Source organism: Pseudomonas sp. FBCC-B545, from assembly GCF_059134095.1.
Genome location: NZ_CP101441.1, coordinates 1,672,700 through 1,687,840, shown reverse-complemented (window position 1 = coordinate 1,687,840; position 15,141 = coordinate 1,672,700). Strand labels below are relative to the sequence as shown.

The window sequence follows — 15,141 nt, the reverse complement described above, 5'->3', positions numbered from 1 at the left end:
GGCATAATGCCGACACTTTCGTGACCATTGAGGGATTTTCTTTCATACCCCTCACCTTTTCACCCTCCTCAGCAGTAGGGTTTTACCTCTTATGATCAAATCTTTGCGTTCAGTGTTATTCGCCGGTTTTCTCTTGCCACTGGCCTTCTGCGCCACTGCTGCCCCGATTAATACCACCCTGCCGCCCAGCGTTGCCCAGGCCCTGCAGAAAGCCAAGCTGCAAAACACCGCGCTGTCCCTGGTGATGCTGCCGCTGAACGGCCCCGGCACCCCCACTGTGTTCAATGCCGATGTCTCAGTGAACCCGGCCTCCACCATGAAGCTGGTCACCACCTACGCGGCCCTGGAAATGCTCGGCCCCAACCACCAGTGGAAGACCGAGTTCTACACCGACGGTACCCTCAGCGGCGGCGTGTTGCGCGGCAACCTGTACCTCAAGGGCGGTGGCGACCCCAAGCTGAACATGGAAAAACTCTGGTTGCTGATGCGCGACCTGCGCGCCAATGGCGTGCAGCAAGTCACTGGCGACCTGGTACTGGACCGCAACTTCTTCAACCAGCCGCAATTGCCTGAGTTCAACGACGATGGCAACGACGAAAACAAGCCGTTCCTGGTCAAGCCCGACGCCTTGCTGGTCAACCTCAAGGCCCTGCGCTTCGTGACCCGCAATGATTCGGGAAGGGTCATCGTGTCGGTCGAACCGCCGATTGCCAGCATTCGCATCGACAACCAAGTGAAAGCCACCAACGCCAAGCAGTGCACCGGTGACGTGCGCTACAGCCCCGTGACTGCCGCTGACGGCAGTGTGACCGTGACTGTCAGCGGCCAACTGGCGGATGGCTGCAGCTCGCAGACCTACCTGTCACTGCTTGACCACGCCACCTACACCGCCGGTGCCGTGCGTGCAATCTGGAAGGAGTTGGGCGGCACCATCCAGGGCCGTGATATCCAGGCGCCGGTGCCCAAGGATGCCAAGGTCCTGGCCCGTGCGTTCTCGCCGGACCTGGCGGAAATCATCCGCGACATCAACAAGTACAGCAACAACACCATGGCCCAGCAGTTGTTCCTGAGCCTGGGCGCGCAGTTTCGCAACGATGCCGATGGGGACGATGCCAAGGCCGCGCAACGCGTCGTGCGCCAGTGGCTGGTGAAGAAAGGCATCACCGCGCCGCACCTGGTGATGGAGAACGGCTCAGGCCTGTCCCGCGCCGAACGAGTCAGCGCCCGCGAGATGGCGGCCATGCTGCAAGCGGCCTGGAGAAGCCCCTATGCGGCGGAATACATCAGCTCGATGCCGATCGCCGGTACCGACGGCACCATGCGTAAACGTTTGAAGACCACCGCCATGCGCGGCGAAGCCCATGTGAAGACCGGCACATTGAATACCGTGCGTGCCATCGCCGGGTTCAGCCGCGACAACAACGGCAATACCTGGGCGGTGGTAGCGATCCTCAATGACAACAAACCATGGGGTGCCTCGTCGGTGCTGGACCAGGTGTTGCTGGACCTGTATCGCCAGCCGAAGGCGGTGGCGGCCGCGCCGGTTCTCTAAAGCATCACATCACCCTGTAGGAGCGAGCTTGCTCGCGAAAATCGTCAACGTTAACGCGTGCTTCCTGAATAAACGCGGCGTCTATGGCTTTTTCGCGAGCAAGCTCGCTCCTACAGGCATTAGGGCTTGCCCACTCCCACACGCCTCGACCCGGTCCCTGCCCGCCTGCTTGGCCACATACACCGCCGAATCCGCACGCAGCAGCAACCCATCTATATCCTCATCGGCCCGCCAACTGGCCACGCCAAAGCTGGCGGTGACGATACCCACCGGTTCCATCGACGTATTGCGCAACGACTGCCACAACTGCGTCGCCAGGCTATAAGCCTGGGCGCCATCGGTGCCGGGGCACAGCACCGCGAACTCTTCGCCGCCCACCCGGCAGAAGACATCGGTACGCCGCAAACGCTGGCCAATGCGCTTGCACAACTCCTGCAATACGCGGTCACCCATGGCGTGGCCGTGCTGGTCGTTGATTCGCTTGAAGTGATCGATATCGAGCATGATCAACGACAGAGTACCGGCGCTGCGGTTAAGGCGGAGCATCTCGACCTTGAGGCGATCCTGGAAATAACGGCGGTTATAAATGCCCGTCAATGAATCGGTGATGGACAGCGCACGCAGCTCTTCCTCGACCCGCTTCAGATCGGAAATGTCCGAGACATAGCCGTGCCAAAGCGTACCGCCTCCCGGTAATTCCTCCGGTGTCGCCTCGCCGCGTATCCAGCGCAGGCCTCGCTGCGGCAATTGCACGCGGTACTCTTCGCGCCAGTGGCTCAATTGCAGGGCCGACAAACGAATCGACGCCCGCACCCGCTCGGCGTCCAACGGGTGAATGCGCTCGAACACCGTGCGCGCATCCTGTTGCAACACGCCGAGTTCAATTTCATAGATATCGCGCATGCCTTGGCTGGCGTAGATGAAACGCCAGTTGTCCTGGGGTTCCAGGGTGAACTGGAAGATTCCGCCAGGCACGTGACTGCTGAGCTTTTTCAGCAAGCGGTCCCGCGCGGCAAGGGCTTCGTAGGCGCCCTTCTGCGCGGTGATGTCCAGGTAAATCGCCAAATGCCCGACCCATAGGCCGTAGTCGTCCAGCAGTACCGTTACCAGCATGTTGACGGTCAGTTGGCTGCCGTCCTTGCGCTGCAGCGTCCATTCGCGGGCTTCATGTTGACTGTCGGGGGTTTCCACCAGCATCGCCTGGCTCGGCGGGATGCGCTTGCCCAACGCCGCACTCAAGGGCACAGCGCGTGCTTCAAGTTCCGAGGCCAGGTGCAGGCTTTCCAACTTCAGGCGGCCCAGCACCTCTTCGCTCTTGAACCCCAGCATGCGTTCGGCGCCAGCGTTGAAGGTGTTGATCACACCGCGCAAGTCGGTAGCGATGATCGCCACTTGGGTCGCCGCGTTCAGCACACTGCGCAGCTGACCATGAGCCCCACGTAACTCCTGCTCTCGCAAGCGCAACTGCACGGTACGCTGCTCCACCAGTTTCAACGCGCGCTGGCGCTGGCTGACCAACACGTAGAGCAAGGCACTGAGCAAGGCACTGAGCAGCACGCCCATGGCCAGGACGGTGTTCATCGACGAGTGATTCGCCATGTCGAACACCTGGCTCGCACGCACGCTCAGGGCGTAGACATGGTCACCGAGGGCAAGACGGCGCGTAGACGACAGGTCACTGTTGCCCAGTGCATTGCTCGACGCATATAACTCCCGCTGCTGGCTGTCGGAAGTATCGACGATCTGCATCACCAGGTTATCGCGGTTCGGCTTGGGTAAACCGTCGGTCACCAGCTGGCGCATGCTGATCACCGCCATGACAAACCCGTAGGGCTCGGTATCGCCAGCTTTGATGACCGGCGCTACCAGCAACACCCCGGCCGCATAGGCAGGTTCGACACCCACCAATTGCATGGGTTGTGACACCGCAGGCTTGCCGCTTTGTTGCGCACGTTCCAGGGCTGAGCGGCGCAAGGGCTGGGCCAGCAGGTCAAAACCCAAGGGGGCGCCCAGCAGGCTTTGCGTCTGGCTGTAGAGTACCGGGACGTATTCATCGCGCTCGGTGGCCGGCACCAACTCGCCCAAGGCATTCAGTTCACGGATCGCAAAAGGTACGCCGCGCTGGCGGGAGATTTGTTGTTCAAACTGGCTGCGCTGCTCGCGAAATACCCGCGGCGCCCAGGAATAGGCACGGGCATGCAGCAGCAGCGGCTGGGCAAAACCGTCGAACTCGCTACGGGACACATCAGCGGAATTGGCGAAGAAACGCTGCAAGCTACCCAGGCGTTGTTCCTGGTCTTCGAAACGTTCCTGAATACGAGTGAAGCGTTCGTTGACCAACAATTGGAAACGCTGGTGCACCTGCTGCTGATACAGGTCGGCCGCCGCCCACGCGACAACCACCGTCAACGCGCTACCGACCGACAGTACGACCAACGCCACCAGCCAGGCCGACGCCTGCTCACTGATAAAACCAAGGATTTTCGGGCGACCGGCTTGCATCGGCATGGGCAACACTCGCAACGCCAGCGTGCGGGGGCGTCACTATGGCTAGGCTTTCAGTTATAGCCATTGGCCCAGGGTTTGACCAGCGTAAAAACTGCGGGCGCTTGATGTGGAGAGGGTTTGCTCCCGATAGAGGTGTATCAGTCAATACATCGAGTGACTGACACTCTGCTATCGGGAGCGAGCCCCCTCCCACACTGGATACTCAGCGCATTCAGAACGCCTGATGTTTAATCAGCGTGCGGTGATTTTCCAGGCCCGGTGGATCTTCGCATTGCGCGCAAAATCCGGGTCGATGGTCTTGTCGCTGATCTCCTCGACCGCATAGCGTTCACTGAGGTTGTCTTCCAGCTGGAACTTGCGGAAGTTGTTGGAGAAGTACAACACGCCACCAGGTGCCAGGCGGGCCATGGCCAGGTCGAGCAATTGCACGTGGTCACGCTGCACGTCGAAGATGCCTTCCATGCGCTTGGAGTTGGAGAAGGTCGGCGGGTCGATGAAAATCATATCGAACTCATCGCGGCTGGCCTCCAGCCATGCCATGACGTCACCCTGCTCCAGCCGGTTTTTGTCGGAGAAACCGTTGAGCGAGAAGTTGCGACGCGCCCAGTCCAGGTAGGTCTTGGACAGGTCTACGCTGGTGGTGCTGCGCGCACCTCCCTTGGCGGCGTGCACACTGGCGGTGGCGGTGTAGCAGTACAGGTTGAGGAAGCGCTTGCCCGCCGCTTCCTTCTGGATACGCATGCGCATCGGGCGGTGATCGAGGAACAGGCCGGTATCCAGGTAGTCGGTGAGGTTGACCAGCAACTTCACGCCGCCTTCACTGACTTCGGTAAACTTGCCCTGGGCGCTCTGGCGTTCGTATTGCTTGGTACCGCTCTGGCGCTCACGACGCTTGACCACCACGCGGCTCTTGTCGACGTTGAGTGCCTGGGGAATCGCTGCCAGGGCATCGAACATGCGGGCCGAGGCTTTTTCCGGGTCGATGGATTTCGGCGCGGCGTACTCCTGTACGTGCACCCAATCGTGGTACAGGTCGATAGCCATGGAGTATTCAGGCATGTCAGCGTCATACACACGGTAGCAATCCACGCCTTCACGCTTGGCCCATTTGCCCAAGAGCTTGAGGTTCTTTTGCAGGCGGTTGGCAAACATCTGCCCGCCTTCGCTCAAGCGCGCCTGTTCTACCACGGGCGCCGGGGCCGGCTTGATCGGGTTGCCGTTCTTGTTGTACTGGCGCTCTACCGGCTCGGTCGGGGCCTGGTCGTATGCCGCTTGCTCACGCTCGGCCTGGCGCTGTTCCGGGGTACGGCGCTCGCCAGTGACGAACTGATCCGGGTTGACCCTGATCAGCAGCAATTTGCACGGCAATGCGCCGTTCCAGAAGGAATACTGCTTGTGACTGCGGATGCCCATGCGCTTGCCCAGGTCCGGCGCGCCGGTGAACACCGCCGCTTCCCAGCCCATGCAGGCCTGGCGCAGGCGCTCGCCGAGGTTCTGGTAGAGGTACAACAGGCTGGCTTCGTCACCCAGGCGCTCGCCGTAGGGCGGGTTGCAGATCACCAGGCCTTTCTGGTTCTGGTCCGGGCGCGGCTCGAAGGTGCCGACTTCGCCCTGGTACACCTTGATCCAATGGCTCAGGCCAGCGCGCTCGATGTTGTTGCGTGCCGGCTGGATCAGGCGTGGGTCAGCTTCGTAGCCGCGTACCCACAACGGCGGTTTGTTCATGCCGATGGCCGCGCGTTCGGTGGCCTCGCTGTGCAGCTTCTTCCACAGCGCCGGGACGTGGCCCAGCCAGGTGGTGAAGCCCCACAGTTCGCGGTTGAGGTTGGGGGCCATGTCGGCGGCGATCATCGCGCCTTCGACCAGGAAGGTGCCGACGCCGCACATCGGGTCAGTCAGCGCGCCGCCTTCGGCGGCGATGCGTGGCCAGCCGGCGCGGATCAAAATCGCTGCCGCCAGGTTCTCCTTCAACGGTGCCGCGCCCTGCTGCAGGCGGTAGCCGCGCTGGTGCAGGCTGTGGCCGGACAGATCCAGGGACAGGATCGCTTCGCCACGGTCCAGGCGCAGGTGAATGCGCAGGTCCGGGTTGATTTTGTCGATGGACGGACGTTCGCCGGTCGGGGTGCGCAGCTTGTCGACAATCGCATCCTTGACCTTCAGCGCGCCGAAGTGGGTGTTGTCGATGCCCGAGCCATGACCGCTGAACTCCACCGCCAGGCTGCCATCGGGCACCATGTGGTCGGCCCATTCGATATCCAGCACACCATGGTAGAGGTCTTCGGCGTCCTTCATCGGGAAGCGCTTGAGCACCAGCAGCACACGGTTGGCCAGGCGTGACCACAGGCACAGGCGATAGGCGGTTTCCATGTCGGCCATGCCGCGCACAGCCGAGGTGTGCTCGCGGGCTTCCTCAAGGCCAAGCCCGACGGCTTCCTCGATCAGCAGGCCTTCGAGGCCCTTGGGGCAAGTGAGGAAGAGTTCAAAACGGTCCGACATGGGGCATTCCAGGCTTTTCAGCAATAAATGAACGGGCGACGCATCGCCGGCTCGGTTTTCAATCAAGCACTTTTCTTGAAGAGTGCTCGCGTGGCACGAATGTGCCGTCCCACCCCGTCTGACGGGCCCTCGGGCCTTTATTGACGGGGCAGAGAGAACTTTTTAGCGATTACATCCGCAACAAAACGAAATATTCTGACCCTTCGTCGAATAATAACCGACTGCAACAGGCGGAAATTCTCACTAAAGAATTAAACCCTTTCTCTTTGCAGGGCACATCATAGCTGGCTTTGCCCAATAAAAGGGACGAAAAGCCATCCCAGCTTATGGCTATAGCATCGTTATCGTTACGTGCTTATGACAAAACGATCATTGAATCCATGTGACCTATTGGTTAGAACTCAACACAGGTTGGCGCCGTACGACGCCGACACATCGGCTCGCCACGCCGGCAGCGAGCCCACCAACGGCAGAAAAACTCTGCCCGGCCTTGGACAAGGCCGAAGGATATCTAGACAGTCAACAAGTGAGGGAAACACCCTATGAGAAGACTTAAGCGTGATCCGTTGGAAAGAGCATTTTTACGCGGATATCAATATGGTGTTCATGGAAAATCCCGTGAGCTTTGCCCATTTACTCTACCGTCGGTACGCCAAGCCTGGATCAACGGCTGGCGAGAAGGACGCGGCGACAACTGGGACGGTATGACTGGCACTGCGGGAATCCACAGACTCAACGAACTTCACGCCGTCGGCTAATCAGGGCACTTAAATTCCGACACACACCTCTGAATATGTAACGACTTAACCACGCGCGCCCCATCCGGGCGGCGGGCTTCGGCCCAGGGGCTCCTTTATGGAGCCCTTTTTATTACCTGCCGATTAGCGTATGCATCAGCGCAAGGCAGCGATGGCATCCACCGACTGGCGTATCAGCGCCGGCCCCTTGTAGATAAACCCTGAATACAACTGCACCAGGCTCGCGCCAGCCGCGATCTTTTCGGCAGCGTGCTTGCCTTCGGTGATACCGCCCACCGCGATGATCGGCAAACGCCCAGCCAACTCGGCCGCCAGCACCTTGACGATATGGGTGCTCTTGTCCCGCACCGGCGCGCCCGACAGGCCGCCCGCCTCGTCACCATGAGCCAGGCCTTCGACGCCCACGCGGCTGAGGGTAGTGTTGGTTGCAATCACTGCGTCCATCCCCGACTCCACCAGGGCCTGGGCCACCAGCACGGTTTCTTCATCGCTCATGTCCGGCGCGATCTTGATCGCCAAAGGCACGCGCTTGCCGTGGCGCACGGCCAGATCTTCCTGGCGTTGGCGCAAGGCTTCGAGCAGTTGCTTGAGGGAGTCACCAAATTGCAGGCTGCGCAGGCCCGGCGTATTCGGCGAGCTGACGTTGACGGTGACATAGCTGGCGTGGGCATAGACCTTGTCCAGGCAGATCAGGTAGTCATCCACCGCGCGCTCAACCGGCGTATCGAAGTTCTTGCCAATGTTGATACCAAGGATGCCTGTGTACTTCGCCGCCTGGACCCGCGCCAGCAGATGGTCGACGCCCAGATTGTTGAAACCCATGCGATTGATGATCGCCTCGGCTTCCGGCAAGCGGAAAATGCGTGGTTTGGGATTGCCCGGTTGTGGCCGCGGGGTCACGGTGCCGATTTCGACAAAGCCGAACCCCAGCTGCGCGAACCCATCGATGGCCGCGCCGTTCTTGTCCAGGCCGGCTGCCAGGCCGACCGGGTTAGGGAAATCCAGCCCCATCACCGACACCGGCATTTTCGCCGGCGCCTTGCATACCAGGCCATTGAGTCCCAGGCGGCCACCGGCACCGATCAGGTCCAGGGACAGATCGTGGGAGGTTTCCGGGGAGAGTTTGAACAACAGCTGGCGGGCCAAGGTATACATGGGCGGGCTAGACTCGGATGGCGGCAAAAGGTGGCGCCGATTATAGCCGGGGTGGCGGGCCGCATGCGAGGCGCGCCGCGCTGATCTCATTGACGCTGCGAAACCAGCGCTTCATAACGCACCCAGATCCTTTCCGCGTACCGCAGGCGTAGTGCCTCACGCTGCGGGCCTGAACCCGGCCCGACGTTGTAGGCACCCACCGCCGTCCAGTTATATCCGAAACGCTGGATAAACTCAGCCAGGATCGAGGCACCGACCTCCACTGACAGGCAAGGCTCGTTCAGCAGACGCTCTTCGGTAATGCCCTGCTTGAGCAAACGCGGCAGGTGGATGCTGTTGATCTGCATCAGGCCGATATCACGCGTGCCGTTGCGGTTGGTGTAGTTCATGGCCTGGGAGCGGTAACCCGACTCTACCGCAGCGATGGCCTGCAACAACTCAGGTTCCAGATCGTGTCGCCGGGCCATTTCGTCCCAGCAATAGGCCAGTGCCTGGTTGCTGCCCATCAGCAAGCCGAACAGCAGGCTCCTGCTTCCCCCCTTAAGCATTGCTGGCCTGACCGCAGAATGAGCACACGTGCACAACGTGCCTTGATGGGTCGCTCACCACCCGCACCGGGCAGGTAAAGCGATACCCCTTGCCGTAGATCGTCTTGATAAACCCTTTGTCAGCACCCAGGTGCTTGCGCAGGGAGTAAATGCATCGCGTCAGTGACTCATCGGCCACCTCGCCCCGGGACCAGGCCAGTTCCAACAAACGGTCCTTGGTCATCAACGTGCCACCGGAGGCCAGCAGCAGACGCAGAACCTGCCCCTCCTTGGGTGGCAACTGAATATCCGCGTGCCCGCCCGTCAACCGGCCATCGCCATGCAAAGTCCAGCGAGCAAAGACCAGGGAAGTCGCAGGTTCAGCAGTCACGACGACCATACACACCTCTGCATTCGACTACTGCCATTCAAAATCCTTATTTCCTGTGCCAGCTCGCGCCAATGTCACAACTATAGAAATCGGCACTTCGGCCCGCGCTAGGACAAAACCCATTCAGCCGACTTTTTTTTGCACCCTCCGGTAGGACAATTCGCTACCCGCCCTTATTGAGAGATCCACTCCTGATAGGTCTCCTGCAACTCCACTCCCAGCCGGTCCTCCAGTTGCACCAGCTCACCCAATGCCATCAGTTGCCCATTGACCCGCACCTCCACACATCGGGTTACCCCCGGATCCAAGGGCAGCACCTTCCCCGGTGCGAACGCAGCCAGACGCTTGCGGCTGATCAGTTGTTCCTGCAACAGTATTTCCAGGTGCATGGACAAAGGCCTTTTTCAGGGGGAAAACTCAGGATCTGTTTGCAGGAACGCACGTTGCACAGGCTCAAGTTGCGCGGTGGTCAACTGCGCCAGTACGGTCGTGGGCGGCAATGGGGCACGGCTGAAGGTGCGCAGGCCTTCATACCGTGCCTGGTACGCCTCGCACCAGGCAGCTCGACTGCCCGGCAACAACACGCCACAGATCAGCCCGAGGTACAGCAAGCGGTATTTGATCGTTACAGATGAATCAGCGTGCACCGTAGATATTCCCGGGCTGTATGGCTTGAAGAAGCGGCCATACTGCGAGGCGCACGAGGTTCAATCATGATGGAAAGCTGACGGCAGAACCCACCCTCCAGCCCATGGCATGTGCCTTGCTATGCACTCTGTAACAGGCCCGCGCCAAAGACTCGGCGAGCCTACGTACATAGGCGTGGTTACCCTGCAATGGCCTGCACCGCCACCCCAGGGAATCACGGCTTTCCTGGAAAAAGGCAGGTGTTGATGAACGATCCACTGGCTTGGGTAAACGGCAGTGACGCCCCGGAAAAAAGCAGCCTCGATCTGGGCTTCATGGCATTGACCGATTGCGCCTCGCTGGTAGTTGCCGCCACCCAGGGCTTTGCCCAACCCTATGGCCTCACGCTGAATCTCAAGCGCCAGTCGTCCTGGGCCAACCTGCGGGACAAGCTGGTCAGCGGCGAACTGGACGCCGCCCACAGTCTCTACGGGCTGATCTATGCCGTGCATCTGGGCATCGGCGGTGTCGCCCCCTGCCCCATGGCGGTGCTGATGGGGCTGAACCAGAACGGCCAGAGCATCAACCTGTCCCGCGGCCTGCAAACCCAGGGTGTGGTCACTCCTGAGGCACTGGAACGCCATGTGCACCAAAGTCGGACGAAACTGACCTTCGCCCAGACATTTCCCACCGGCACCCACGCCATGTGGTTGTATTACTGGCTGGCCAGCCAAGGCATTCATCCGTTGCGGGATGTGAACAGCGTAGTGGTGCCGCCACCGCAGATGGTTGCGCACCTGCAAGCCGGGCGCATCGAGGGGTTTTGTGTCGGCGAACCCTGGAGCGCCAGCGCAGTGAAGGAAAATCAAGGCTTTACCCTGGCGACCAGCCAGGCGATCTGGCCCGATCATCCGGAAAAAGTCCTGGGCTGCACCCAGGCCTTCGTCGACGAGTATCCCAATACCGCTCGCGTGCTGGTGATGGCGATCCTCGAGGCCAGCCGGTTTATCGAACAGGGCAGCGAAAACCGCCGCTCCACTGCGCAATTGCTCAGTGCCCGCGAGTACCTGGACGCCCCACTGGACTGTATCGAGCCGCGACTGCTGGGCAACTATGACGATGGCCTGGGCTACCAGTGGCAAGATCCCCACGCATTGCGTTTTTTCGCCGGTGGCGAGGTGAACCTGCCCTACCTCAGCGACGGTATGTGGTTCATGACCCAGTTCCGACGCTGGGGCTTGTTGCGTGAAGACCCTGACTACCTGGGCGTCGCCCGGCAGGTGCAGCAACTGGCGCTGTATCGCCGGGCGGCCGAGACGCTGGGCATTGCCGCCAGCGACTCAGAGATGCGCAGCAGCCAGTTGATCGACGGCAAGACCTGGGACGGCTCCGACCCTGCCGGTTACGCCCGCAGCTTCCGCCTGCATGCCCTGGCCGATGACGCCAGCCGCCAAGCGCTGCGCTGAAAGGGGTATGACAATGCTGCGAATCCTGTTGATCAATGACACTGCGCGCAAGGTCGGGCGCCTCAAGGCTGCGCTGACCGAGGCTGGTTTCGAAGTGATCGATGAGTCGGGGCTGACCATCGACCTGCCCGCACGCGTCGAAACGGTGCGCCCGGACGTGATCCTGATCGATACCGAGTCACCCGGTCGCGACGTGATGGAGCAAGTGGTGCTGGTCAGCCGCGACCAACCCCGGCCCATCGTGATGTTTACCGATGAGCACGACCCGAACGTGATGCGCCAGGCAATCAGGGCCGGGGTCAGTGCCTATATTATCGAAGGCATCCAGGCCCAGCGCCTGCAACCGATCCTTGACGTGGCCATGGCCCGCTTCGAGAGCGACCAGGCGCTGCGCGCCCAGCTGCACGCCCGCGACCAGCAGTTGGCCGAACGCAAGCGCATCGAGTTGGCCAAGGGCCTGTTGATGAAAATGAAGGACTGCAATGAAGAAGAGGCCTACACCCTGATGCGCCGCCAGGCCATGAGTCGCCAACAGAAACTGATCCAGGTGGCGGAGCAGATTATTGCCATGAGCGAGTTGCTCGGCTGATCTGGCTCAGCTCTTGCTAAAACAATCCTGACAGGTAGCCAACGGCGGTTGCCCCTCCACGACAAAGACGTCGCCCATCCGGTTTGCCCCTCGCGAACCTGGTGGCGGCGTTTTTTGCGTTTTGGTCCCCTAGCCCCCAACCGTTGAGGTGCATGATGAAATCAAGTTTCTGGAAATCCGGGCACACCCCGACCCTGTTCGCCGCGTTCCTGTATTTCGACCTGAGCTTCATGGTCTGGTACCTGCTGGGCCCGCTGGCGGTGCAGATTGCCGCCGACTTGCAGTTGACCACTCAACAGCGTGGCCTGGTGGTGGCGACACCGATCCTGGCCGGCGCGCTGCTGCGCTTTCTGATGGGCATGCTGGCCGATAAGCTATCGCCCAAGACCGCAGGTTTGATTGGCCAGGTGATTGTGATCGTGGCGCTGTTCTGTGCATGGAAACTGGGGATCCACAGCTACGAGCAAGCCTTGCTGCTGGGCCTGTTCCTGGGCATGGCCGGTGCCTCCTTTGCGGTCGCCCTGCCCTTGGCGTCCCAGTGGTACCCGGCGGAACACCAGGGCAAAGCCATGGGCATCGCCGGGGCCGGTAACTCCGGCACCGTGTTCGCCGCATTGCTGGCACCGGTGCTTGCGGCCGCGTTCGGCTGGAGCAACGTGTTCGGCTTTGCGCTGATTCCGCTGGTGCTGACGCTGATCGTGTTCGCCTGGCTCGCACGCAATGCCCCAGAGCGGCCGAAAGCCAAATCCATGGCCGACTACTTCAAGGCCCTGGGCGACCGCGACAGCTGGTGGTTCATGTTTTTCTACAGCGTGACCTTCGGCGGCTTTATCGGCCTGGCCAGCGCCCTGCCCGGCTACTTCAACGACCAGTACGGCCTGAGCCCGGTGACTGCCGGCTACTACACCGCCGCCTGCGTGTTCGGCGGCAGCCTGATGCGGCCCTTGGGCGGCGCCCTGGCGGATCGTTTCGGCGGGATCAAGACCCTGCTCGGCATGTATAGCGTGGCAGTGATCTGCATTGCGGCAGTGGGTTTCAACCTGCCCAACTCCTACGCGGCGCTGGCACTTTTCGTCTGCACCATGCTCGGCCTTGGTGCCGGCAATGGCGCGGTATTCCAATTGGTACCGCAACGTTTTCGTAATGAGATCGGCGTCATGACCGGTTTGATCGGCATGGCTGGCGGCATCGGCGGCTTCGCCCTCGCCGCCGGAATGGGCGCGATCAAACAGAGTACCGGCAGTTATCAACTGGCCCTATGGTTGTTCGCCAGTCTCGGTGTGGTGGCCTGGTTCGGCCTGCATGGCGTGAAACGGCGCTGGAGAACCACCTGGGGGTCGGCCGCCGTGACCGCCGCACGCGTCTGATGAGCCTGCAACTGAGCGTCGCCCAGGCCAGTGCCATCGGCCCGCGCAGCGAAAACCAGGATGCGCTGCGCGTGGTCACGCCCCTGGCGGAACTGGCGGCGAGTAAAGGCTACCTGTGCGCACTGGCCGATGGCGTCAGCCAATGCGCCGACGGTGGCCTGGCCGCACGCTCGACCCTGCAGGCCCTGGCCCTGGACTACTACGCCACGCCGCAGACCTGGGGCGTGGCCCAGGCGCTGGAGCGCCTGTTGCTGGCGCAAAACCGCTGGTTGCAGGCCAATGGCGGCGGGCTACCGCTGCTGACCACCCTCAGTGCCCTGGTGTTTCGCGGCCGGCGCTTCACCTTGGCCCATGTCGGCGATTGCCGGGTATATCGCTGGCTCAACGGCGAGTTGCAACGCATCAGCGAAGACCATGTGTGGGAACAGCCCGGCATGCAACATGTGCTCAAGCGCGCCCTAGGCCTGGATCAGCACCTGATGCTGGATTTCCTCGACGGCGAACTGCGCGAAGGTGAATGCTTCCTGCTGCTCAGCGACGGGGTGTGGGTCACACTGGGCGACGCCAGCATCGGCACGATCCTGCGTGAACAAAGCGACCTCGACCTGGCCGTCAGCACCCTGGTCAACGCTGCGCACCTGGCCGGCAGCCAAGACAACGCCAGTGCGTTGCTGGTGCGTATCGACCGACTCGGCGCCGCCACTCTCGGCGACGCCCTGGTGCAGTTACAGCAATGGCCGCTGCCGCCAGCGCTGAAGGCCGGCCAGACCTTTGAAGGCTGGCGAGTGGAGAGCGTGCTGGCCCAAAGTCGGCAGTCGCTGTTGTATCGGGTCCGCGATGCCCAGCAACAACCCTGGCTGCTCAAGACCCTGCCACTGAGCCACGACGACGACACCGACGCGGCCCAAGCCTTGTTGTCGGAAGAATGGTTCCTGCGCCGAGTCGCCGGCCGCGCCTTTCCTGAAGTCCACGCGGCCAGTGGTCGTCAGCACTTGTACTACGTGATGCGCGAATATCCCGGGCAGACCCTGGCCCAGCTGTTCCAGCAGCAAGGCCCGTTGCCGCTGGCGCAGTGGCAGACTATCGCCGAACGTTTGCTGCGGGCCGTAGGCCTGCTGCATCGCCGGCAGATCCTGCACCGCGATATCAAGCCGGAAAACCTGCTGCTGGGGGACGATGGCGAACTGCGGGTGCTGGACTTCGGCCTGGCCTACTGCCCTGGGCTGTCTGAAGACCGCGCCCATCTGCTGCCCGGCACCCCGAGCTTTATCGCACCGGAAGCCTTCGGTGGCGAGCAGCCTACGGCGCAACAGGATTTGTATGGCGTTGGTGTGACCTTGTATTACCTGCTGACCGGGCATTACCCCTACGGCGAAATCGAAGCCTTCCAACGCCCGCGCTTTAACCAGCCGGTCAGCGCCAGCCGCTATCGCCCCGACTTGCCGGATTGGTTGCCCCTGAGTCTGGAACGTGCCGTGGCCGTCCTTCCCGCCCAACGCTATGAAACCGCCGAAGAATGGCTGTTGGTACTGGAACAGGCCGACCGCCGCGAACTCAGTGTACGGCCACGGCCTTTGCTGGAGCGCGAACCGCTCAAGGTGTGGCAGACCCTGGCGGTGGCTTCGCTGCTGATCAATCTGGTGCTGATGTACTGGCTTTTGCACCACTAACGAGCAAAATCCGCCGAGGCTCTATTTAAACGCCC

At 61.4% G+C, this 15,141-nt stretch carries 13 protein-coding genes; 6 read left to right on the top strand and 7 right to left on the bottom strand.

Going from position 1 to position 15,141, the window contains the following annotated elements; all coding sequences use genetic code 11:
* Window positions 1–91: 91 nt before the first annotated feature.
* The gene (dacB, locus tag NMB39_RS07875) at window positions 92–1,552 is read left to right on the top strand and encodes a D-alanyl-D-alanine carboxypeptidase/D-alanyl-D-alanine endopeptidase (protein WP_057023125.1); all 1,461 of its coding nucleotides are present in this window, start codon (window positions 92–94) and stop codon (window positions 1,550–1,552) included.
* Between the two features lie 81 nt (window positions 1,553–1,633).
* Here dacB and NMB39_RS07870 read toward each other — a convergent pair whose 3' ends face one another.
* Both NMB39_RS07870 and rlmKL read right to left on the bottom strand, forming a co-directional pair.
* Window positions 1,634–4,060 (bottom strand): sensor domain-containing diguanylate cyclase, encoded by a 2,427-nt coding sequence (locus NMB39_RS07870; RefSeq protein ID WP_494339437.1) that lies wholly within the window; start codon window positions 4,058–4,060, stop codon window positions 1,634–1,636.
* 231 nt (window positions 4,061–4,291) lie between these two features.
* Window positions 4,292–6,556, bottom strand: coding sequence for a bifunctional 23S rRNA (guanine(2069)-N(7))-methyltransferase RlmK/23S rRNA (guanine(2445)-N(2))-methyltransferase RlmL (gene rlmKL / locus NMB39_RS07865; protein ID WP_494339438.1), 2,265 nt, complete (start codon window positions 6,554–6,556; stop codon window positions 4,292–4,294).
* Window positions 6,557–7,098: 542 nt separating this feature from the next.
* On the opposite strand from rlmKL, the gene rmf reads away from it, so the two are divergent.
* Window positions 7,099–7,314, top strand: a complete 216-nt coding sequence (gene rmf / locus NMB39_RS07860) for a ribosome modulation factor (protein ID WP_002553055.1) — start codon at window positions 7,099–7,101, stop codon at window positions 7,312–7,314.
* A 135-nt stretch (window positions 7,315–7,449) separates the two neighbouring features.
* Here the strand turns inward: rmf and NMB39_RS07855 are convergent, their stop codons facing one another.
* The 5 genes from NMB39_RS07855 to NMB39_RS07835 all read right to left on the bottom strand — a co-directional run bounded on the left by NMB39_RS07855 (window position 7,450) and on the right by NMB39_RS07835 (window position 10,034).
* Window positions 7,450–8,469, bottom strand: coding sequence for a quinone-dependent dihydroorotate dehydrogenase (locus tag NMB39_RS07855; RefSeq protein WP_043047068.1), 1,020 nt, complete (start codon window positions 8,467–8,469; stop codon window positions 7,450–7,452).
* Window positions 8,470–8,555: 86 nt separating this feature from the next.
* The gene (locus NMB39_RS07850; protein ID WP_057023127.1) at window positions 8,556–9,017 is read right to left on the bottom strand and encodes a transglycosylase SLT domain-containing protein; all 462 of its coding nucleotides are present in this window, start codon (window positions 9,015–9,017) and stop codon (window positions 8,556–8,558) included.
* The gene (locus tag NMB39_RS07845) at window positions 9,010–9,396 is read right to left on the bottom strand and encodes a winged helix-turn-helix domain-containing protein (RefSeq protein WP_046071671.1); all 387 of its coding nucleotides are present in this window, start codon (window positions 9,394–9,396) and stop codon (window positions 9,010–9,012) included. Before NMB39_RS07845 ends, NMB39_RS07850 begins: the two co-directional genes overlap by 8 nt.
* Before the next feature lie 164 nt (window positions 9,397–9,560).
* Window positions 9,561–9,776, bottom strand: coding sequence for a FliM/FliN family flagellar motor switch protein (locus NMB39_RS07840; protein ID WP_043047071.1), 216 nt, complete (start codon window positions 9,774–9,776; stop codon window positions 9,561–9,563).
* Window positions 9,777–9,791: 15 nt separating this feature from the next.
* Window positions 9,792–10,034 carry a hypothetical protein gene (locus tag NMB39_RS07835; protein WP_367236353.1) on the bottom strand — a complete coding sequence of 81 codons (243 nt, stop codon included), beginning with the start codon at window positions 10,032–10,034 and terminating at the stop codon, window positions 9,792–9,794.
* A gap of 246 nt (window positions 10,035–10,280) precedes the next feature.
* Between NMB39_RS07835 and NMB39_RS07830 the strand changes: the two genes are divergently transcribed.
* The 4 genes from NMB39_RS07830 (at window position 10,281) to NMB39_RS07815 (ending at window position 15,106) form a co-directional block, all read left to right on the top strand.
* Window positions 10,281–11,480 (top strand): CmpA/NrtA family ABC transporter substrate-binding protein, encoded by a 1,200-nt coding sequence (locus NMB39_RS07830; RefSeq protein WP_494339439.1) that lies wholly within the window; start codon window positions 10,281–10,283, stop codon window positions 11,478–11,480.
* A 13-nt stretch (window positions 11,481–11,493) separates the two neighbouring features.
* On the top strand, window positions 11,494–12,069 hold the full coding sequence (locus NMB39_RS07825; protein WP_057011903.1) for an ANTAR domain-containing response regulator: 576 nt from the start codon (window positions 11,494–11,496) through the stop codon (window positions 12,067–12,069).
* A 155-nt stretch (window positions 12,070–12,224) separates the two neighbouring features.
* Entirely contained in the window at window positions 12,225–13,436 is a 1,212-nt protein-coding gene (locus NMB39_RS07820; RefSeq protein WP_057023131.1) for a nitrate/nitrite transporter, read from the top strand.
* Window positions 13,436–15,106, top strand: a complete 1,671-nt coding sequence (locus NMB39_RS07815; RefSeq protein WP_494339440.1) for a bifunctional protein-serine/threonine kinase/phosphatase — start codon at window positions 13,436–13,438, stop codon at window positions 15,104–15,106. Before NMB39_RS07820 ends, NMB39_RS07815 begins: the two co-directional genes overlap by 1 nt.
* Window positions 15,107–15,141: the final 35 nt, after the last annotated feature.